The following is a 21,283-nucleotide window of genomic DNA, read 5'->3' on the forward strand; positions in this document are numbered from 1 at the left end:
GCTTTGCCGTGTTGGTGCCGGCCGCGGCCGGATCGGACGTCAGAGGGCGTTGACGGGGATCTTCAGGTAGACGGCGCCGTTGTCCTCGGCCGGGGGCATCCGGCCGGCGCGCATGTTCACCTGGATCGACGGGATGATCAGTTTCGGCATGCCCAGGGTCGCGTCGCGCTCGGTCCGCTTGGCGACGAAGTCGTCGCGCTTGGCGCCGCCGCCGACATGGATGTTCTTCGCCTTCTGCTCGCCGACGGTCGACTCCCAGGCATACACGTCGCGGCCCGGCGCCTTGTAGTCGTGACCGACGAAGATCCGGGTATCGTCGGGCAGCGCCAGGATCTTGTGGATCGACTCCCACAATGTCTCGGCCGAGCCGCCCGGGAAATCGCAGCGCGCGGTCCCGAAGTCGGGCATGAAGAGGGTGTCGCCGACGAACGCCGCGTCGCCGATCACGTATGTAAGGCACGCCGGCGTGTGCCCCGGGGTGTGCAGCACCCGGCCGGTCAGGCCGCCGATGGCGAAGTCGTCGCCCTCCTTGAACAGGTGGTCGAACTGCGAGCCGTCGCGCTGGAACTCGGTGCCCGCGTTGAACACCTTGCCGAAGGTGTTCTGCACGATCCGGATGTTCTCGCCGATGCCGATCCAGCCGCCCAGCGCCTTCTGCAGGTAAGGCGCGGCCGACAGATGGTCGGCGTGGACGTGGGTCTCGAGGATCCAGGCGACCCGAAGGTCCCTGGAGCGCACGTAGTCGATCAGCGCATCCGCCGACCCGGTCGAGGTGCGGCCGGCCGCATTGTCGAAGTCGAGCACGGAATCCACGATCGCGCAGGCTGCGCTGTAGGGATCCTTCACGACGTACGAGATGGTGTTGGTGGCTTCGTCGAAGAACGCGGTCACTTCCGGCTTCATGGAGGACTCCCGGCGTTAAAACATCTATTTCTTATGCAAGTTTTCTCGATATATAGCAATTTCTGAATGTTTCAGGGCGTCAGAACGTCGCAGGCCGGGCGCACGGCCCGCAGACACGGCCCGCAGACACGGCCGGCGGTCGGCGGTAGGCTTCCCCGTCGCTTCCGAACCACGGACCCGCCCCATGCCCCAGCACATCGGTATCGTCGGCTGCTCCGCCGAGGGCGCCTCGTTGTGCTACCGGACGATCTGCGTCGAGGGCGCCGGCCATCTCGGCCCCCACGCCCATCCGGAAGTCTCCATGCACACGCCGTCGCTCGCCGACTACACGGCCTGCCTGCACCGCGGCGACCTGCAGGGGGTCGCCGACCTGATGCTCGACTCCGCCGACAAGCTCGCGCGGATCGGCGCCGATTTCCTGATCTGCCCGGACAACACCATCCACCAGGCGATGACCTTCGTCCTGCCGCGCTCCCCGCTGCCGTGGCTGCACATCGCCGAGGTGGTCGCCGAGGCGGCCGCCGACCGCGGCTTCGGGCGGCTGGGGCTGACCGGCACCCGCTGGCTGGTCGACAGCGAGGTCTATCCGGAGAAGCTGGCCGCCCGTGGCCTGGACTGGCTCCGCCCGAGCCCGCAGGACCGCGACGCGATCGACCGCATCATCATGGACGAGCTGGTCAACAGCGTGTTCAAGCCGGAGGCGGTCGGGTACTTCCGGCGGGTGATCGCGCAGATGAAGGCCGATGGCTGCGACGCCGTCGTGCTCGGCTGCACCGAGATCCCGCTGATCATGAACGACGGCAACTCGCCGCTGCCGACCCTGGATTCTACCCGGCTGCTGGCGCGGGCGGCCCTCCGGCGTGCCGTCGGAGACCACCCCCCGGCAGCGTGACGGAGCTAGCGGTTCGCCTGACCGCCCGAATTGGCGTCGCGCCACGACGACAGGAACGCCTCGGACAGGCTCGCCACCGCCTGCCGGACGGCTTCGGCATGGTCCGCCGACGCGGTTGCCGAGGCCGTCCCCCGCTGCCAGAGCACCACTTGGCCGCTGCGCAGCCAGCCGGCCTTCTCGTCGAAGAACGACACCTGCCGGTAGGCCCCGAGCATCGGCGCGCTGGCACAGACCCCGGACGCACCGTCGTAGCCGGTCAGCACGGTGAGCGTGACCGTCACCTCGGCGGACGGGTCGATCGCGAGCCCGCCCTGCGCGAGGCCCTCCGACACCAGCGGCAGCAGGCCGCGCAGATCGATACCGCAACTCATCGCATCCGGCGTCGTCTGGCTTATCGCGACACGCACCCCGCGCACGCCCGCGAGATCGGCAACCGAAGCGCCCGCACTCCACGCCGGCGCCGGAACCGCGACCGCCAAGGCGCCGAGCAGCAAGGCCCGGCCGGCGGCGGTCAGATCTTCAAGACAAAGGTTCACGGTCACACTCCGGGCCCGTCGCTGTCGAAATCGCCACGATAGTAGCGGTCTCGCCCTGTGCTCGCTATGCTCACTCTACACAGTCCGTGCGTTGGGACGAGGTACGCGCCATGGGAACCGTTCTGACGGTGATAGCCATCACCCTGGCCGCCGCATCCTTCAAGCTTACGAGCGAGACGGCGTCCGAGTACTTCGCGATGTATGTCGTGAGCGACGACAATCTCGGCGTCAGCGACCAGCAGCCCGAGTCGTTGGCCGCCGAGGCCGAAACCCCGACGCTTGAGGCCAAGGCCGCCCCGTCGGAACCGGCCCCGTCGGAACCGGCCCAGCCGGTTCCGGTCCTGCTGGCCGCTGCCAGGGAGCAGTCTCCGGCGACCGAGACGGCCACGACCAACGCGCCGGCCGCCGCGGGCGAACGCGTGATTCCGGCTTCGCTGTCGACCGCCGCGCCCGCCGAGCGGCCCGCCCGCGCCGCCGCTCCCCGGGCCCCGGCATCGACCGAGATCGCCGACCCGCTGCTGTCGCTGATCGGCGACACGCCGTACCGGCGTCCGGACGGAACCGTGTTCATGCCGATCGCCGCCCAGCGGGTCTTCAAGCTGCGCACCGTGATCGGCCAGCACGTCGCGGTCCCGGCGACCACCGAAATGCCCGGCCGCATCGTGACCAACCCCAGTTCCGCGCACCTCATCCAGAGCGCGCAGGACGGCTTCCTGGAACTGGCCAACGGCGTCTTCCCGCATACTGGCCAGCGGGTCCGCCGCGGCGACCTGCTCGCCTATCTCCGCCCGTCCCTGACCTCGGTCGAGCAGGCCGACATCGAGAGCCGCATCCAGGAACTGGTCAACGACATCGATCTCTCGCGCAAGCGCATGGCCAGGCTCGAGGAAGTGGTCATGATCCGCTACCGGGCCAACCGGATCGAGGAGATCAGGGTCGAGATCGAAGGCATGCGCCGGCAACTCGCGGTTCTGCGCGCCAGCGTCGACCGGCCGATCGAGCTTCGCGCCAAGACCGACGGGATCGTGTCCCGCGTGAACGCCGCGGCCGGGCAGTTCGTCGACGCCGGCCACACCATCTTCGAGATCGTCGACCCGACCCGGCTCTGGGTGACCGCTTCCGCGTACGAGGCCGGGGTCCAGGATCGGATCGTCAGCGCCACCGCGCTGACGCCGGACGGCCGCCGGCTGGAACTGCAGTTCGTCGGCGGCGGGCTGGCCCTGCACCAGCAGGCACTTCCGATCCACTTCGAAGTCGTCGGGTCGCCGCGCGACCTGACCGTCGACACGCCGGTCACCGTTGCCGTGCAGATGGAGGGGCCGGCGACCACCGGCCTGCGGGTGCCGCGGGCCAGCGTGACCCGGACCAGCGACGGCCGCGAACTGATCTGGGAGCGCCGGTCCGCCGAGTCCTTCCTCGCCCATCACGTCGCGCTGAAGCCGATCGACGCCGACTGGGTCCTGGTCACCAGCCCGATCGCCGGAACCATGCGGATCGTCACCGACGGCGTCGCGACGCTGGGTCAGGTGCAATGACGGCGTGCCCGGGGGGCATCCGGACCGCGGCCCTGGCGGCCGCGGCGATGGTCATGGCGACCGTTGCCGCCGCGCCGCCGGCGACAGCCGGCGTCCCGGAGCCGCGCCCGGCCACGACACCCGCCACGGCGTCCGGCGCGGCACCCCGTCTCGCCGCCCGGCCGGCGGTCGGGGAAACCGACCAGAGCATGCGGCTGGACCGGAGCGCCAAGGTGTTCACCGCCACCGGCTACCAGACCCTGACGGTGCTCGGCCTGGTCGGCGGCGCCGCCGCGATCGGCGCCCTGGCCGGTGGCGCATCCGGCGCCGTAGCTGCCGGTGCCGCCGTGCTGCTGGGCTACACGTTGATGCGCTGACCGGAACCGGAGGCACCCCATGGCACCGCTAGTGGTCGTCGCGTTGCTCGCCGCCACGATGTTCTCCGACCTGGTGGTCGAGGTCTCCGCCGAGATCACGTCCGACACCTTCCTGGACGACGATGCCGGCGTGGTTTCCGAGGCGTTGCCGGAACCGCGCAGCGCGATCGTGGACATGATGCCGGGCGCGGCGGTCGTCCGCTGGGCGGCGGCCGGAACCCGATAGGACCGGCCCCCGGCCCTTCCGGCACCGCCTGTCAGTGCGGATGCTGTGGGCCGGCCGCCGTCCCGGCGGAGCGCGAACGCCGCAACAGGAACAGGCCCGCGGCGACGGCATAGACCGCCAGGCCGGCCGCCACGAACAGCCAACTGGGAATCGCCACCGGCTTGACGGCGGATACGGCAGCCGCCGAAGCCGCGGTCTCGGCGCTGTCCCCGCCGGCCACGACCAGCAGCATCGGCACCGTGACGGTCTCGCCGGCGACCGTGAACGCCACTTCGACCTCGTTCCGGCCGCCGCCGAGAACGACCTCTTCCGTCACGTACACCCCCGGCGCGACTTCCGACATGCTCTCCGGCAGGAAGTTCACGGTCGCCTCGACCTCGCCCCCGACGACCGGCTCGGCGGTCGCGAAGTCCTCGACGAACAGGGCGAGGCGCGGGCGATCGAACTTGGGACGCTGAACGTTGCCGAACAGCTGGAGGTGCCGGTCCTCGAAGATCTGCCGGTTCGCGTACACCAGGACGAACTGCCGGGTGCCGACCCGGGCCTCGCTTCGAGGAGCGACCGAGATGGTCTTGGCGGCGCCATGGTCGCCGGCCGCCCACCCGGGCTGCCCCGGCAGCCACGCCAGCGCCGCCGCCAGGCACAGCAATCGTAGAAATCCGCCCATCGATATCGCCCGCTCGTATAGTCCATCGACAGCTTAGCGCATCCGGCATGGCCGCCAAACCCCGGTGTCAAAACAGACAAGCGACGCAAATCAACGGTTTCGTCTTCGTCCTGACCCGGTATGCTTGCCGAACCGGGTCGACATGATCGTCGCAACGGAAACGACAACGCCGGATCGACGCGAAAGAGCGGGGAGGACGGGCTGCATGAGGCGTTTCGTGTTGGGAGCCGCAGCGGGACTGATACTGATCGCCGCCGCCCCGCAACCGGCCAGTGCCAAACTGAACGTTTTTGCGTGCCTGTCGGCCTGGGGAGCGCTGGCCAAGGAGATCGGCGGCTCGGCCGTGGACGTGTTCACGGCAGTGAACCCGCTGGAGAACCCGGACCAGGTGAACGTGACGCCCGAGTTGCTCGCCTCACTCAAGGCGGCCGACCTGCTGGTCTGCTCGGGCGGGGGCTACGAGCACAACTGGCTGCAGCCGGCACTGGACCGGGCCCAGAACCCGAAGCTCGCGGAGGGTCAGCCGGGCCAGTTCTTCGCGTCGGATTTCGTCAGGGTCCTCGACGACGACCACCACAACCACCAGGGCCCCACCAAGGCCCATGCGCACATGCACCCCGGCGGCAACCCGCACTTCCAGGGCGACCCGTACCGGATCCGGGCGCTCGGCGGGCAGCTCGGCAAGCGCATGATCGAGCTCGACAAGGCCGACGCCGCAACCTACTCGGCCAACACCAAGGCGTTCGTGCGCGAGATCGGCGCCGTCGCCAAGGAGCTCGAGAAGAAGGCCGCGGCCCTGCAGGGGGTCAACATCGTCAGCCAGCACGAGCACTCGGTCTACCTGCTGCGCTGGCTGAAGATCCGCAGCGCCGGCGTTCTCGAGCCGGCGGTCGGCGTGCCGCCGGGCCCGGGCGATCTCGCCCGCATCGTCGACCTGGTCCCGCGCGAGAACGTGAAGTTCGTCCTGTACGCGGCCTACGAGGACCCGCGGCCGTCGAACTACGTGACCGAGCGAACCGGCATCCCGCTGGTGAAGGTTCCGTTCACCGTCGGCGGGACCGAGGGCGCCGGGCCGACCTATGCCGACTTCTACCGCGACACGGTCGAGCGGCTGCTCGACGGGCTGGCGGGACGTGGCCGGTCTTGACCTCCAGGTGATGGGCCCGGCCCTGGTGGCCGGGCTGCTTGTGCTGTCGACGCACGTCCCGCTCGGCGTGATCGTGCTGAACCGGGGCATCATCTTCATCGACATCGCCCTCGCCCAGGTCGCCGCGACCGGGGTGGTGTTCGGCACGATGATGTGGGGCCCGGACATCTCCGAATGGATCGTCCAGTTGAGCGCGGTGGGCGCCGCCCTCGCCTGCTCGGCCTTCCTGGTGTGGACCGACAAGCGGTTTCCGGCGGTGCAGGAAGCCATCATCGGCGTGGTCTACGTCGCCTCGGCGGCCGTCCAGCTGATCATGCTCTCCGCCAACCCGAGCGGCGCGGAGTACCTGAAGAAGCTGCTGATCGGCCAGATCCTCTGGGTGACGCCGCTGCAGCTGCTGGGCGTCGGCCTGGTCTACGCCGTCGTCCTGGCGATCTGGTTCTACCGCGACCTGCAGCGCGAACGGATCGTGTTCTACGTGGCGTTCGCGATCGTGATCACGCTGTCGGTCCAGATCGTCGGCGTGCTGCTGGTCTTCGCCTCGCTGATCGTGCCGGCCCTCGCCGCCCGCAGCGCCCCGGCCGGGTTGAGACCGGTCGTCGCCTTCAACATCGGGGCCGCCGGATACCTGGTCGGCATCGTCGCGTCGGCCCTTTTCAACACGCCGACCGGCGCGACGATCGTGTGCACCCTGGTCCCGATCGCGGTGATCTCGGCCGTCATCGTGGCCGCGTTGTCCGGACGGCACCGCGAACAGGAACTGCCGGCGGACGCCCCGGCCCCCCACGCCCCGGCCCCCCGTGCCTCGCCCGCCGACGCCTCGGCCGGACCCTCGCTCGGACCCGCCGCGGGCGAGTAGCGGACACGACACGGAGATCGCATGTTCGCATTCCTGGTCAGCGCCAGTCTCCGCAGCCGCCTGATCGTTCTGTTCGCGGCGGTCATCGTCGCCGGCTACGGGCTGTTCGCCCAGCGCGAGCTCAGCGTCGACGTGTTCCCGGACCTGAACAAGGGCATCGTCACGGTGGTGACGGCAGCCCCGGGCCTCGCCCCGGAGGAAGTCGAGGTTCTCATCACCACCCCGATCGAGGCGGCGATGGGCGGTGCCGCCGGCATGACCCGGGTCCGGACCAGCTCCAGCACCGGCCTGTCGATCGTCTACGTGGAGTTCGACTGGGGGGTCGACGTCTACCGGGCCCGGCAACTGGTTACCGAGCGGCTGATGCTGGCTGAGGAGAAGCTGCCGGAGGACACCGCGCCGCTGCTGATGCCGGTGTCGTCCTACATGGGCGAGATCCTGCTGGTGGCGATGACCGGCGAGAACGCCGATCCGATGGTGATGCGCGAACTGGCGGACTGGGTCATCGCCCCCCGCCTGCAGGCGATCCCGGGGGTCAGCCGCGTGGTCCCGATCGGCGGCCTCGTGCGGCAGTACCGGGTGACGCCGAACCTGCTGCGTCTCAACGACCTTGGGGTCACGCTGCAGACCCTCGAGGAGGCGTTGACGCGCTTCGGAACCAACAGCGGCGGCGGCGTCGTCGACCAGAGTTCGCAGGAGTTCCTGATCCGCAATGTCGGCCGGTCGCGCAACCTGGAGGACCTCCGCGACCTGACCGTCACGATCCTCGACGGCCATCCGATCCTGCTCCGGCACGTCGCGGCGGTCGAGTTCCAGCCGCAGCAGCGGCGCGGCGATGCCGGCTTCAACGGCCGGTCCGCCGTCATCCTCTCGATCCAGAAGCAGCCGGCCGCCGACACCCTGATCCTGACCCGGAAGCTGGAGGAGGCCCTGACGGCCCTCAGCGCCTCCCTGCCGGACGGCATACGGGCCGACCACGTGGTGTTCCGCCAGGCCGACTTCATCGAGGCCTCGGTCGACACCATGCAGCTGGTGATGATCGAGGCGGTGGTGGCGGTCTCGGTCGTGCTGTTCCTGTTCATGGCCAACGCGCGGGCGACCGCCATCTCGCTGGTGGCGATCCCGCTGTCGGTGCTGACCACCTTCATCGTGTTCCGGCTCAGCGGCCTGACCCTGAACACCATGACCCTCGGCGGACTTGCCATCGCGGTCGGGGAACTGGTCGACGATGCGGTGGTCGACGTCGAGAACATATCGCGACGGCTGTCGGAGAACCGGCGTCGCCCCACCCCGCTGCCGACCCTGCGGGTGATCGCCGATGCGTCCCAGGAGATCCGGTCCGGCATCGTCTACTCGACCATCATCATCATCCTGGTGTTCCTGCCGGTGTTCGCGGTCCCCGGCCTCGAGGGGCGGCTGTTCGCACCGTTGGGGATCGCCTACATCGTGTCGATCCTCGCCAGCCTGATCATCTCGATCACCGTCACGCCGGTGCTGTGCTCGCTGCTGCTGCCCGGGATGAAGCGCCTGAACCACGGCGATACCCGCTTCATCCGGACCCTGAAGCGGGTCAACACCGCAGTCCTCGAACGGGTGTTCCGCAACCCGCGGCCGCTCTTGATCGGAGCCGGCGCCGCGGTGTTCCTGGCGGTTGCCGTCGTGCCGACGCTGCCGCGCTCGTTCCTGCCGCCCTTCAACGAGAAGTCCCTGCTCGTCGAGCTGACGCTGGAACCGGGCATCTCGCTCGAGGAATCGGCCCGGATCGGCGCCATGGCCGAGCGCCTGCTGCTGCAGATCCCCGAGGTCACGAGCATCGGCCGCCGCACCGGCCGCTCGGAATCCGACGAGCACAACCTCGGCGTCCACGTCAACGAGTACGAAGTCCGCGTCACCCTGGCCGACCGTCGCATGGAGACGGTCATGCGCGAGGTCCGCAACCGGCTCTCGGGGCTGCCGGGCACCACCAATGTCGGCCAGCCGATGTCGCATCGGCTGATCGACCACATCCTCACCGGCGCCCCGGCGGAGATCGTCATCAAGGTGTTCGGCGACGAGCTCGACGTCCTGCGCACCATCGCCCAGGACATCAAGCGACAGCTCTCTGCGGTACCGGGACTGGTCGACCTGAACGTCGAGAAGCTGGTGCCGGTGCCGCAGATCCAGATCCGCGTCGACCCGCGCAAGGCCCAGCTCTACGGCCTGCATCCCGGCGAGCTGACCCGCCGGCTGGCGCACATGACCAACGGCAACACCGTGTCGCAGATCGTCGACGGGGTCCGCTACTTCGACGTGGTGATCCGGCTGAGCGACCGCGATCGCGGCTCGCGGGCCCTCGCCTCGACCCTGATCGAGACCGCCTCGGGACCGGTTCCGCTCGGTCTTCTGGCGACCATCGAGGAGACCGCCGGTCCGAACGACATCAAGCGCGAGAACGGCCGCCGCCGGATCCTGGTGATGGCCAATGGCGACGGCGCCCACAACAACCAGATCGCCGCCCAGGTCCGCGACATCGTCTCGCAGGTCCGGGTGCCGGCCGGCTACTACGTGACCTTCGAAGGCATCTACGCCGAGCAGACCCGCTCGGCCCTGCGGCTGCTGGGGCTGTCGCTGATCTCGCTGCTGCTGATCTTCGCGGTCCTCTACCAGCGCTACCGGTCGGTGCGGCTGTCGCTGATCATCATGACGAACGTGCCACTGGCACTGGTCGGCAGCCTCCTGGCGATCAAGATCACCGGGCTGGAGCTGTCGGTCGCCTCGATGGTCGGTTTCATCACGCTCACCGGGATCAGCACCCGGAACGGTATCCTCAAGATCAGCCACTACATCAATCTCGTGTTGCACGAGGGCGAGACGTTCGGGCGGCGGATGATCGTGCGCGGCTCCAACGAACGGCTGATGCCGGTGCTGATGACCGCGGCCTCGGCCTGCGGCGGCCTGGTCCCGCTGCTGCTGGATCCGTTCACGCCAGGCAAGGAAATGCTTTTTCCCGTAGCGGTGGTAATATTCGGCGGCCTGATCAGCTCCACGATCCTGGATGCCGTGCTGACACCCTGGCTGTTCTTGCGTTACGGCCGGGAGCCGCTGAAAGCACTTGTCGATCAGGCGGGATCCGGACGCCGGGCAGCCGAAGCGTTTTGATATGCTATGGTTGCCGCGACGGTCGGTTGGAACTGAACAAAGAGCGACACCGGGCTGAGGGGGTACGGACCGATGAATGCCTTCGAGAAGCGACGGGCTAGTATCGAGAGCTTCGTGCGCCGCGAAGACGGCCGCACGTCGTCACCGGAACCGGTGCCCGACGACACCGTGAAGGTCGTCGCCGACGCCGCCCCGCAACCCGAACCCGCGAAGCCGGCGGGCGGCCTGAAGGCGGCCACGCTGCCGGCGGTGGTGGGCGGTCTGGCCGGAGCGGTGCTGGCGGTCGCGGTCGTCCTGACCATGACCGAGCTGCGTCCGCCGCTGGATCCGCGCCTGCCGGGCCTCGCGCAGCAGGTCGCCGGCTTCCAGCAGTCGCTCTATGTCCTCGAGACCGCCGTACGGACCGCGGAGGCCGATCTGGTGCGGGCCCTCGAGGCCGATACCGCGCTGGGAGCCCGGCTCGACCAGCAGGCGAGCGGGTTCCAGACCGCCATGAGCGAGATCGCGGACGCCCGCCGCCAGCTCCGGGTGGAGTCGGGGCCTGGCTCGGTGGTCTTCGGCGTGTCGGTGGTCCAACTGGCCGACGCGGTCGCCAGCGGCCGGCCGTTCGAGAGCGAGTGGGTGAACCTGTACGCGCTGACGGACGGCCACTCCCGGCTGCGCGACCAGCTCAGCCGGCTGATGCCGGTCGCCAGTGCCGGAGTGCCGACCGTGGAGAGCCTGCGGGCGACCCTGCACGCCACGGCGGCGGCGGCCGGAACGCCGGTCGTCGACCCGAACGACCTGTACCTGTACAGCCTGAACCTCGTTCAGACCGGCCTGGGCGTGCCGATCGGGACCACGGCCGCCAAGCAGGTCGTCGGCGGGCTGGTGACCGAGGCGGACCGCCGGTTGTCGGAAGGCGACGTTTCGGGCGCGCTTGCCGCCTTCGCCAACCTGACCAGGGAAGCCGCCGAGCCTTTCGAGACCTGGCTGGCCCAAGCCAACCGCCGGGCCACCGCCGACGCCGTGGTCGCCGAGTTCACGCGCGTCTCGAAGGAGGCGCTCCAGTCGCGCGCCGCCGCCAAGGCCGGCTGACCCGTCACCAGCCCCATCTCCGCTGACCGGACGGGTCCGATTTCGCAGGCCCTGGGGAGGGGCGACGACGATGCCATCGAACCGAGGCCACCGAGCCAAGCACCCGCGTTGTACGGTGACGGCCGGCGCCCTCGCGATCGCGCTGGTCGTGCTGACGCCCTCGCCGTCGCGGGCGGCCGACGAACTCCTGCCGGTCCCGCAGTGCCCGGCCCGCCCGGGCGACGTAGTGTTCCTGCCCTGTAGCGAGGTGCTGTCGTTCCAGCCGCGGCTCGGCGCGGCGATCACGCCCTACGCCGGCTCGCCGCCGCCCTCCGACGGACCGCTGCTCGACCTGACGGCCGGCAGCCGCGCCCTGCGTTCCTCCGGCGGCCTGCTCTCTGCGGAGCTGCGCCTGGTCACCGGCACGCCCGAGAACCCGATGCTCGTCGGCTCGAAGCCGTACCGGGTCACCAGCTACCAGGGCCAGAACCGGCTGGGCGGCATCGCGTCCTCCTACAACGGCATCTTTCCGGCGCCGACCCTGATGATCCAGCCCGGCGACGCGCTGCGGCTCGACATCCTGGACGAGCGGATCCCGGACTCGGTGGTGCAGGCGAGCGACCGGCACTTCGACCCGACCAACCCGGTGTCGGAAGCCTCCAACATCCACACTCACGGCCTGCTGGTCAGCCCGACCGGCAACGGCGACAACGTCTACCGCGCCTTCCTGCCCGGCAACCGCTACCGGACCGAGATGACCCTCGGGGCGGACCACGCCACCGGGATGGACTGGTACCATCCGCACATGCACGGCTCGACCGCGCCCCAGGTGTTCGGCGGCATGGCCGGGCTGATCCAGGTCGGCGACGTGGTCGCGCCCCGGCACCTGCCGCTGGTCGAGGGCCTGACCCGGCGACAGCTGGTCCTGACCGGCATGGCGCTGGCCCCGACCGCGGACGACCCCGATCTGTTCGTGCTGGGCCCGGTGACCAACGCCACCAGCCCGAGCCTGACCGACCCGAACCCGGCGGCCGCGCAGGGCGGGCCGCGCACCGCCCCGGACTACCGGCCGAGCCATCTGGTCAACGGCCAGCTCAACCCGACGATCGCGATGCGGCCCGGCGAGACCCAGGTCTGGACCGCCGCCAACGTCAACGCCTCCTCGGCCTATTCCCTGGCGATCGTCCGGCTTCGCGACGACGGCACGACCGACCCGGCGACCCCGCTGTTCCGCACGACCATGCTCGGGCAGGACGGCAACGACCACTACACGCCGTTGCGCGGCCACCTGGTCAAGCACCGCGATCCGATGGCGGACTTCTTCATCGCCCCCGGCCAGCGGCTGACCTGGACCGTCACCGCCCCGAAGGAGCCCGGCACCTACTACCTGATCAACGGCGTCGACTACGCCTACACGCGACAGGTCGACAACCTGCCGGCCATGCTGACCTTCCAGCCGCCGCAGGCGTTCGTGCCGTCGCTGATCCTGGCCACGGTTACGGTCGCCGGCGAGCCCTCGACCCGGGCGGTGCCGGCGTTCGACGCCACGCCCGCCCCCGACATCGTGGGCGCCGAGCCCGACCTGACCCGGGAGATCGCCTTCGATTTCGACGAGCAGTACCTGCGCGGCCGCGTCAACTTCGGCTACTTCCCGGCGACCCCGGTGATCCAGGGCTATTCCGGCGATGTCGAGACCTGGGTGGTCAGCACCTACTCGCAGGTCGCGCACCCGATCCACATCCACCAGGGCGACTTCGTCGTCGAGCGCATCGAGTACTTCGAGGACCAGGCGCTGACCAAGCCGCGCACGGACCTGCCCGAGAATCCGATCGTCTACCCGTACCGCCGGATGATGGACACGCTCACCCTGCCCGGGCGCAGCAAGGTGCACCTGAAGCTCCGGGCCTCGGCGTTCCCCGGCAAGTTTGTCATGCACTGCCACATGCTGCTGCACGAGGACAGCGGCATGATGGCCTCGGTGGCGATCTCGCGGCCCCGCGCGCAGGAGCTCACCGCGGTCGCCGCCGGCCCCGACAGCGCCCCGCTGGTCAGCCTGGTCGAGGCCGCGACCGGCGTGGAAGCCGGACGGTTCTATGCGTTCGAGCGCAGCTATCGCGGCGGGGTCAGCGCCGCTGTCGGCAACGCGCTCGGCGGTTACGGCGCGTTCGTCGCGGTCGCGCCGCTGCAGGGCCTGCCGGTCGTGCGCCTGTTCGACGCCCGCGCCACGGACACCGCGGTTCTGGACCTGCACCCGTTCGGCGGCGACGGCGACGGTGCGACGGTTGCACTGGGCGACATCGACGGCGACAGCGTCGACGAGATCGTGGTCGGTTCCGGCCCCGGCACTACGCCGTCGGTGGCGATCTACGACGTGGTCGCTGGCCGCGACGGGAAGTGGCAGGCCGAGCTCAAGCTCGAGGCGCCGGTGTTCGACCCGTCCTACCGCACCGGCGGCGTTCGGGTCGCGGCGGCCGACGTCGACGGCGACAACTGGGAGGACGTCGTGGTCGCCAACGGGCCCGGCGTGCGCAACCGGATCGCCGTGCTGAGCGGCCAGATCCTGACGGAAGCCGCGTCCGCCAGGGCGCCCGCGACCGGCGGCACCGGCGATCCCCGGCTCGACCGCGACCTGCGGCTGTCGAACTGCACCGCCAACGAGCGCGGCGCGGTCCTCGCGGACGTGGTCGACCTGCTGCCGGGCAGCGAGGGCCTGACCGTCGCCGCCGACCTGTTCGGCGCCGGCTTCGCCACCTACCCGCCGCTCGCCAAGGTCGGCTTCAACCCGGTGGTGACAGCACCGTATCGCGCCCAGATCGCGGCGACCCGCGCGTCGTCGAGGGAGAACCCGGAGGTCGGGATCTTCGAGTACGCCGGCCCCAGCGGGCACGACCACGGAGCGGTCGCCGGCGATCCCGCCGACTACCTGCGCCCGGTCGGTCTGTTCACCCCGTTCCCCGACCAGCGCTCCCCGAGGAACGGGCTGACGCTGGCAACCGGCCTCACGACCGTGGCCGACCCGAACACCCCGATCACCGGGCTGGTGGCGGCCCTCGATCCGACCCGCCAGACGGTGTCCTATTTCGACATCGGGGGCCGGATCGTCACCAGGCCGTGGGCCGGCACCGTCGGCCCGCTCGGCGGCGTCGCGACGCGTTAGCCGTCGTTCAAGCCGGCCGCCTGCGTGCCGGCGATGTGCCCGAGCGTCACCGCGGTCAGCAGGCCGTTGCCGGACAGATAGCCCTCGACGGTCGTCCCGGAGACCCCGCAGGCGGCCCCGCCGCCGGCGAACAGGTTCGGCAGCTTCGTGCCGTCGCGCCGCAGCACCCTGGCGACGGCATCGATCCGCAAGCCCCCCTGGGTGTGGAACAGCGCGCCGGTCACCCGCACCGCATAGAACGGCGCCTGCAGCGGCGGCTTGCCGGCGAAGTCGCGCCCGAACGGGTCGACCGCCTCGCCGCACGCGCACCGGGCGGCATGATCGACGGTCTCCTTCAGCGTCGCCGCCGGGATGTCGAACGCTGCGGCCATCTCGTCCAGGGTCTCGAACCGGCGGACCGCCCCGGCCTTTTCGGCCGCACGGTAGTCGTCGAAATCCATCCCCAGCCGATGCAGCCGCTCGTCGTAAAGGTCGAAGGCGATGCCGCCGGGCTGGGCCAGAACCGAAACCGCCTGCTCGGAATAGCCGTGGTGCTCGTCGGAGAACCGCCGACCGTCGCGGTTCACCTGGATGCCGCCCTCCATCATCAGCGCCCAGGTGATCAGCACGCCGTGCGGATGCGCGACCGAACCGTGGCCCTGGTAGGCGGTCATGTGCACCGCCTCGCCACCCAGTGCCTCGCCCCAGCGCACGGCGTCGCCCTGGTTGCCGGTGTGGCCGAAATACAGGGCGTCGGCCATCTCCGGGATGTATTGCCGGACCATGTCCGGGTTGCCGCCATAGCCGTTGCACGCCAGCACCAGCGCGCCGCAGCCGATGTCCTCGATGGCACCGTCCGGCCGCCGGATCCGCACCCCGGCCACCCGGCCGTCGGCATCGGCGAACAGCTCCGAGACCAGGGCGCTGGTCAGCACCTCGACGCCGGCACGTTCGACCGCGCCGCGCAACGCCCCCAGCAGCGCCGCCCCGGTCTTGTCCGGATGGGCGTGCATGCGCAGCACGCTGTGGCCGGGATACAGGAAGCCGTCCAGCAGCACGAACGGCAGCCCCCAGCGCTCGGCCAGCCAGTCGATGGTGCGGCCGGATTGCCGGCACACCGCCTCGACGATCGCCGGGTCGCCCCGGCCGGCGTTCTTGCGCTGGATGTCGGCCGCCATCAGCTCGACGCTGTCGGCCACGCCGGCCGCCGCCTGCAGACGGGTCCCGCAGGCCGGGATGAAGCCGGATGACAGGGCGGTCGAGCCGGACGGCACCGGATCGCGCTCCAGCACCACCACCTCGGCCCCGGCGTCGGCCGCGGCCAGCGCCGCCACCATGCCGCAGGCGCCGCCGCCGATCACCAGCACCGGCACCTGGAAACCGAAATCGGCGTCGGCGACCGCAAGCACGCTCATTTCGCCGCCGCCTCGAACGCCGCGGTCGCGTCGGCGACCGTCCAGATGTCGGCCACCGGTTTCAGGGCGGCGATCGCGGTGTCGTGGATCGCCGGCGTGAAGGCGGCGCAGCCGTCGGACAGCACGATGGCGTGGAAGTCCCGGACATGGGCGTCGCGCACGGTCGAGGCGACGCCGCCGTTGGTGACGATGCCGGCGAACACCAGGGTCTCGATCCCGGCGCGCTTCAGCACCCATTCCATCCGGCTCATGTAGAACGCCGAGAACGCCACCTTCTCGATCTTGAAGGTCGCGGGCTTCAGCTCGTCGACCAGGTCGTGGCCCCAGCCGCCGGCCGCGAAGTCGCCGGCCCGCAGGAACGGGCGCAGCCGCTTCAGGTGTTCGCTGATGAAGGGCTCGCCGTCGACCCCGTGCACCAGGGTGAAGTGGGTCGACATGATCGGGCTGCCGGCGCGCCGTGCGGCCTCGGCCAGCGGCGCCAGCCGGGCCGGCAGGGCGGCGATCTCCGGCACCTTGGCGCCGCCGCGGGCGTAGGCGCCGTCCGGGTGGATGAAGTCGTTCTGCAGGTCCACCAGCACCAGGGCGGTGCTGCGCGGATCGCCGATACCCTCGCTCATGACGCCTCCTTGCGGCGGACCAGCAGGTTTCCGAACTCGTCGACCACGGCCTCCAGGTCGGGCTCCACGAAGGTGGTGGCGTCGGCCTGCTCCAGCACCGCCGGCCCCGGCACCACGGTACCGACCGGCAGTGCCATGCGGTCGTAGATTCCGGCCTCGTGCCAGGCACCGTCGACATAGACCTGCCGCTTGCCGCGGTCGGCCGCCGCCAGCGAGGCGCCGTCGCCGGGCGCCAGGATCGACAGGTCGAACTTCGGCCGCTTGCCGACCGCCGTCACCCGCAGGTTCAGCACCCGGATGGCCAGGCCCTCCAGTATCCGACCATAGACCTCGCGGTAGCGCGCCTCGAAGGCGGCCCGCACGGTCTCGCGGTCGATGCCCAGGCTGGCACCGGCACCGTCGCGCACCGGCACCGGGACCGCCACGGTGTGGGTCTGCCCGAGATAGGACATGTCGAACTCGAGCAGGGTCTCGCGGCCCTCGAAGCCGACGCCGGCCCGGTCGAGCAGCCCCTGCCCCTCGTCCCGGAACGCCGCCGCCTCGCGGTCCAGCTCGGCCATGTCGACGCCGTCGAGCAGGCCGTTGACCGTACGCACGAAGTCATGCCGCATGTCGGCGATCACGCAGCCGAGCGCGCTGGTCACCCCCGGGTAGCGCGGCACCAGGGCGCCGGCGAGGCCGACCTCCTTGATCAGAGCGCCGGTGTGGAGCGCGCCGCCGCCGCCGAACGGCATGGCGACGAAGCTCTTGGGGTCGTGGCCACGCTCGATCGAGACCAGGCGGATGGCGCCGGCCATGCGGCTGTTGGCGACCCGGATGATCGCCTCGGCGGCGGCCATGACGTCGAGGCCGAGCGGCTTCGCCACGTGGGTCTCGATCGCGGCCTTCGCGCCTTCGACGTCCAGGCTGGACAGCTTGCCGCCGATCGGGCGCCCGGCGTTGATCCGGCCGAGCACCACGTTGGCGTCGGTCACCGTCGGCCGGTCGTTGCCCAGGCCGTAGCACACCGGCCCCGGGTCCGATCCCGCCGATTCCGGGCCGATCTGCAGCAGCCCGCCGCGGTCGACCCAGGCGATCGAGCCGCCGCCGGCGCCGATGGTGGTGATTTCGATCATCGGCTGGCGCACCACCATGCCGAAGTCGATCGAGGTCTGCGGCGACAGCTCGGTCTGGCCGTCGGCGACCAGCGACACGTCGAAGCTGGTGCCGCCCATGTCACAGGTGACGATGTTCGGGAACCCGGCCGAGCCGGCGATGTGGGCGGCGGCGATGACACCGGCCGCCGGTCCCGACAGCGCCGTGCGGACCGGCACCTGCCGGGCGGTATCCACCGACATGACGCCGCCGTTCGACTGCACGATCAGCACGTCGCCGCCGAAGCCGTCGCCCTTCAGGGCCGCCTGCAGGCGCTCCAGGTAGCTGGCGACCACCGGCTGCAGGTAGGCGTTCAGGGTCGCGGTCGAGGTCCGCTCGAACTCGCGGATCTCCGGCAGGATGCGGTGCGAGGCCGTGACGTGCTCGTTCGGCCAGACCGCGCGCACCGCCTCCAGCGCCGCCTGCTCGTTGGCGGCGTTGGCGTAGGCGTTGACGAACACGATCGCCACCGCCTGGCAGCCCATCGCCAGCAGCTGTTTCGCCGCCGCCGTCACCGCCGCGGTGTCGACCGGGGTATGGACCGAGCCGTCGGCCAGAACCCGCTCGCTGACTTCCAGGCGGCGGTCGCGCGGGATCACGGGCTCGAACTCGCCGCGCAGGCCCCAGGTCGCCGGCCGGTCGCGCCGGCGCATCTCCAGCACGTCGCGGAAGCCCGCGGTGGTGATGATGCCGGTGGGTGCGCCGCGCCGTTCCAGCAGCGCGTTGGTGCCGACCGTGGTGCCGTGCACCACCGTTGCGATCGACGGGACCGCGTCGACCCCGGCCCGGATGCCGGCCAGGAAGCCCTGCGACTGGTCCGGCTTGGTCGACGGGACCTTGCGGATCTCGGCGCTGCCGGTCGACTGGTCGAGGATGAAGACGTCGGTGAAGGTACCGCCGACGTCGACGCCGATCACGTAGCGCCCGCTCACGACCGGCCCTCCGCACGCCGCAGAGCTTCCGTGGCGGGTTCGTCGATCGTCATGTCGTCCCCCACCGAAACGCCGTAGTCGGCCGCCGCCCGCTCCCGGCTGACATAGCCGAGCGCCACGTCGCGCAGCACCGTCGCCGGATCGCGCTCGAACGGATCGCCCCAGCCGCCGCCGCCCGGGCTCTCGATCCGGACGTGCTGGCCCTGGCGCAGCTTGATGCCGACCATCTTGGAGGCCATCGGCGGGCTCGCCTCGCCGGAGTCGGTGTCGAAGAAGAATGCGTTCTTCGCCGCCTCGTGGCCGCCGGCGACACCCTTCGGCGCATGCCGGCCGCGGTCGGCGAACAGGAACGCCTCGCCGCCGGACTTCTCCAGCACCTCGATCTCGTAGACCGCCCCGAGGCCGCCGCGATGCCTGCCCGGCCCGGCACTGTCCGGCCTGAGCGCCCACCGGGTGAAGCGCACCGGATAGGCCGCCTCCAGGATCTCCAGCGGGGGAATGGTCGCGGTCGAGATCGGCGCGTTGCCGTGGCTGAGGCCGTCGCCCTCCGGGTGGCCGCCATGGCCGCCGCCGAAGAACGAGAACATCACCCAGCGCCGCCCGTCCTCTCGGTGACCGGCCAGCGACAGCGCGTTGATGGTGCCGTAGGCGTGGGCGTTGGCGCGCCCGGGCGCCGCCTTGTCGACCGCGCTGAACACGATGTCGATGATCCGCAGGATGGTCTCGGTGTAGCCGCCGACCGGCTTCGGAGCGGTCACGCTCAGCATCGAGTCCTCGGGGATCACGAACTCGATCGGGTCGAGCACGCCGGCGTTCGCCGGAACCTCGGTGAACACGTGCTTCAGCGCCACGTAACAGCAGGCGACCGTGGTCGAGCGAGCGATGTTCACCGGCCCCTGGCAGGCCGGTGCCGAGCGCGAGAAGTCCAGCGTCATCCGGTCGCCGGCGATCGTCATGTCGAGCGCGATCTTCAGCGGCTCGTCGACGATGCCGTCGTTGTCCAGCCAGTCCTCGGCCGAATAGGTCCCGTCCGGCAGCTCGGCGATGTTGGCGCGCATCAGCTGTTCGGCGCGGCGCCGCAGCTCGATCAGGGCGGCGCGGATGACGTCCAGGCCGTACTCGTCGATCAGCGCATCGAGCCGCTTGCCGCCGAGCTCGAGCGCGCTCAGCTGGCCGTTCAGGTCGCCGTACAGCGAGCCCGGCTGGCGCGAGTTGCTCTGCAGGATGTCGACGATGTCCGGCCGGTACTGGCCGCGGTCGTACAGCTTGACCGGGGGAATGAGCATGCCTTCCTGGAAGCACTCGGTGGCGGCCGGGTTGTAGTTGCCCGGCACGTTGCCGCCGACGTCGTGCCAGTGCCCGACCGAAGCCAGGTAGCAGACCAGTTGGCCGTCCCGGTAGTACGGCCGCACCAGCCGGAAGTCCGACAGGTGGGTGCCGCCGTCGTAGGGGTCGTTGAAGATGTAGACGTCGCCCTCGGCGATCCCGCCGCTCTTCGCCGCCTTGGCGATCACCGCCCGCACCGCGAAGGCGTTGCTGCCGACGAAGATCGGCAGGCCGGACTTGCCCTGGATCAGGGTGTCGCCGGTGGCCGGGTCGTACAGCCCGTGCGAGGCGTCGTGGGCCTCGGCGATGATCGGGTTGAAGGCGCTGCGGAACAGCGTCGCGTCCATCTCGTCGGCGATCTGCTCCAGCCGGCCCTTCAGGACCGCCAGGGTTACGGGATCGATTGGGGCCGGGTCGATTGGGGCCGGGTCGATTGGGGCCGGGTCGGTCAAGCGCCGCCTCCGAAGTTGGAACCGTCGTAGTCGCGGCCGCGCGCCAGATAGCCGGGCGTGCCGATGATGCCGTTGAGCGCGTCGAACATGTTCATGCGCTCCAGGAACGGCCCGGTGCCGCCGTGCTGGCGCAGGCTGCCGTAGTACTCGGCCAGCAGCCGCGACAGCGCCCGCACGGTGCCGCCCGGGAAGATCGCGATCTTGTAGCCGATCTCCTGCAGCTCTGCCGCGTCGTGCAGCGGGGTCTTGCCGCCCTCGACCATGTTGGCCAGCAGCGGGATCCGGCGGCCGAAGCGGGCGACGATGCCGTCCATCTCGACGCGGTCGCGCGGCGCCTCGACGAACAGCACGTCGGCCCCGGCCTCCAGGTACAGCTCGGCCCGGTCCAGGGCGGCCTCGTAGCCCTCGACCGCGATCGCGTCGGTGCGGGCGATGATCAGGAAGTCCTCGCTCTTGCGGGCGTCGACCGCCGCCTTGACCTTGCCGGCCATCTCGGCCGTCGGGACCAGGGTCTTGCCGGCGAGGTGGCCGCAGCGCTTCGGCATCGCCTGGTCCTCGAGCTGGACCGCCTGGGCGCCACAGCGCTCGAAGGTCCGGACCGTGCGGATGACGTTCAGGGCGTTGCCGAAGCCGGTGTCGCCGTCGACGATCACCGGGGTCGGCACCCGGTCGCAGATCGCGGTCAGGGTCTCGGCGACCTCGGACATGCCGATCAGGCCGATGTCGGGCACGCCGAACCGGGTGTAGGCGATCGAGGCGCCGGACAGGTAGAGCGAGCCGAAGCCGGCCTGGGTGGCGATCAGCGCCGACAGCGCGTCGTAGATGCCGGGGGCGACCACCAGGGCGTCGCCTGCCAGCTGGCGGCGGAGCGTCATGGGCGCGTCGGTCAGGGGCGCGTCGGTCATGGCGTCTGTCCTCGTCAGGTATCGGCCTTCATATGGCCGCGGAACCGTCGC

Annotated in this window: 17 protein-coding genes; 9 read left to right on the forward strand and 8 right to left on the reverse strand. The window is 70.5% G+C overall.

Annotated elements, in window-relative coordinates; genetic code table 11:
- Positions 1-39 precede the first annotated feature (39 nt).
- Positions 40-903, reverse strand: a complete 864-nt coding sequence (locus IE246_RS25260) for an MBL fold metallo-hydrolase (RefSeq protein WP_189994972.1) — start codon at positions 901-903, stop codon at positions 40-42.
- 184 nt (positions 904-1,087) lie between these two features.
- Here IE246_RS25260 and IE246_RS25265 point away from each other — a divergent pair, with 184 nt between their 5' ends.
- A complete protein-coding gene (locus tag IE246_RS25265; protein ID WP_189994974.1) occupies positions 1,088-1,795 on the forward strand; it encodes an aspartate/glutamate racemase family protein in 708 nt (235 codons plus the stop codon).
- 5 nt (positions 1,796-1,800) lie between these two features.
- On the opposite strand, the gene IE246_RS25270 is transcribed toward IE246_RS25265, so the two are convergent.
- Positions 1,801-2,331 (reverse strand): hypothetical protein, encoded by a 531-nt coding sequence (locus IE246_RS25270; protein ID WP_189994976.1) that lies wholly within the window; start codon positions 2,329-2,331, stop codon positions 1,801-1,803.
- Positions 2,332-2,441: 110 nt separating this feature from the next.
- On the opposite strand from IE246_RS25270, the gene IE246_RS25275 reads away from it, so the two are divergent.
- The 3 genes from IE246_RS25275 to IE246_RS25285 are packed head-to-tail and all read left to right on the forward strand — an operon-like array spanning position 2,442 to position 4,448.
- Positions 2,442-3,866: an efflux RND transporter periplasmic adaptor subunit gene (locus IE246_RS25275; RefSeq protein WP_189994978.1), complete on the forward strand. Its 1,425-nt coding sequence runs from the start codon at positions 2,442-2,444 to the stop codon at positions 3,864-3,866.
- Between the two features lie 53 nt (positions 3,867-3,919).
- A complete protein-coding gene (locus tag IE246_RS25280; protein ID WP_189994980.1) occupies positions 3,920-4,222 on the forward strand; it encodes a hypothetical protein in 303 nt (100 codons plus the stop codon).
- Positions 4,223-4,241: 19 nt separating this feature from the next.
- Positions 4,242-4,448 carry a hypothetical protein gene (locus tag IE246_RS25285; protein ID WP_189994982.1) on the forward strand — a complete coding sequence of 69 codons (207 nt, stop codon included), beginning with the start codon at positions 4,242-4,244 and terminating at the stop codon, positions 4,446-4,448.
- 31 nt (positions 4,449-4,479) lie between these two features.
- On the opposite strand, the gene IE246_RS25290 is transcribed toward IE246_RS25285, so the two are convergent.
- Positions 4,480-5,115, reverse strand: a complete 636-nt coding sequence (locus tag IE246_RS25290; protein WP_189994984.1) for a hypothetical protein — start codon at positions 5,113-5,115, stop codon at positions 4,480-4,482.
- A 205-nt stretch (positions 5,116-5,320) separates the two neighbouring features.
- On the opposite strand from IE246_RS25290, the gene IE246_RS25295 reads away from it, so the two are divergent.
- From IE246_RS25295 to IE246_RS25315, 5 genes are all read left to right on the forward strand, one after another.
- Positions 5,321-6,262 carry a metal ABC transporter substrate-binding protein gene (locus IE246_RS25295; RefSeq protein ID WP_189994986.1) on the forward strand — a complete coding sequence of 314 codons (942 nt, stop codon included), beginning with the start codon at positions 5,321-5,323 and terminating at the stop codon, positions 6,260-6,262.
- A complete protein-coding gene (locus IE246_RS25300; protein ID WP_229837494.1) occupies positions 6,249-7,121 on the forward strand; it encodes a metal ABC transporter permease in 873 nt (290 codons plus the stop codon). Before IE246_RS25295 ends, IE246_RS25300 begins: the two co-directional genes overlap by 14 nt.
- 21 nt (positions 7,122-7,142) lie before the next feature.
- Positions 7,143-10,259: an efflux RND transporter permease subunit gene (locus tag IE246_RS25305; RefSeq protein ID WP_189994990.1), complete on the forward strand. Its 3,117-nt coding sequence runs from the start codon at positions 7,143-7,145 to the stop codon at positions 10,257-10,259.
- A 72-nt stretch (positions 10,260-10,331) separates the two neighbouring features.
- Positions 10,332-11,336, forward strand: a complete 1,005-nt coding sequence (locus IE246_RS25310) for a hypothetical protein (protein WP_189994992.1) — start codon at positions 10,332-10,334, stop codon at positions 11,334-11,336.
- A 70-nt stretch (positions 11,337-11,406) separates the two neighbouring features.
- The gene (locus tag IE246_RS25315; RefSeq protein WP_189994994.1) at positions 11,407-14,472 is read left to right on the forward strand and encodes a multicopper oxidase domain-containing protein; all 3,066 of its coding nucleotides are present in this window, start codon (positions 11,407-11,409) and stop codon (positions 14,470-14,472) included.
- On the opposite strand, the gene IE246_RS25320 is transcribed toward IE246_RS25315, so the two are convergent.
- From IE246_RS25320 to IE246_RS25340, 5 genes are read right to left on the reverse strand one after another with little or no spacing between them, the layout of a single operon-like run.
- Positions 14,469-15,866 (reverse strand): FAD-dependent oxidoreductase, encoded by a 1,398-nt coding sequence (locus IE246_RS25320; RefSeq protein WP_189994997.1) that lies wholly within the window; start codon positions 15,864-15,866, stop codon positions 14,469-14,471. The genes IE246_RS25315 and IE246_RS25320 overlap by 4 nt on opposite strands.
- The gene (locus tag IE246_RS25325; protein ID WP_189994999.1) at positions 15,863-16,483 is read right to left on the reverse strand and encodes a cysteine hydrolase family protein; all 621 of its coding nucleotides are present in this window, start codon (positions 16,481-16,483) and stop codon (positions 15,863-15,865) included. Before IE246_RS25325 ends, IE246_RS25320 begins: the two co-directional genes overlap by 4 nt.
- A complete protein-coding gene (locus tag IE246_RS25330) occupies positions 16,480-18,549 on the reverse strand; it encodes a hydantoinase/oxoprolinase family protein (RefSeq protein ID WP_189995001.1) in 2,070 nt (689 codons plus the stop codon). The genes IE246_RS25325 and IE246_RS25330 overlap by 4 nt, the downstream gene beginning before the upstream one ends.
- Positions 18,546-20,327, reverse strand: a complete 1,782-nt coding sequence (locus tag IE246_RS25335) for a hydantoinase B/oxoprolinase family protein (RefSeq protein ID WP_229837495.1) — start codon at positions 20,325-20,327, stop codon at positions 18,546-18,548. The genes IE246_RS25330 and IE246_RS25335 overlap by 4 nt, the downstream gene beginning before the upstream one ends.
- A complete protein-coding gene (locus IE246_RS25340; protein WP_229837496.1) occupies positions 20,324-21,232 on the reverse strand; it encodes an isocitrate lyase/PEP mutase family protein in 909 nt (302 codons plus the stop codon). The genes IE246_RS25335 and IE246_RS25340 overlap by 4 nt, the downstream gene beginning before the upstream one ends.
- Positions 21,233-21,283 lie beyond the last annotated feature (51 nt).

The organism is Thalassobaculum fulvum (genome assembly GCF_014652915.1).
GTDB lineage: Bacteria > Pseudomonadota > Alphaproteobacteria > Thalassobaculales > Thalassobaculaceae > Thalassobaculum_A > Thalassobaculum_A fulvum.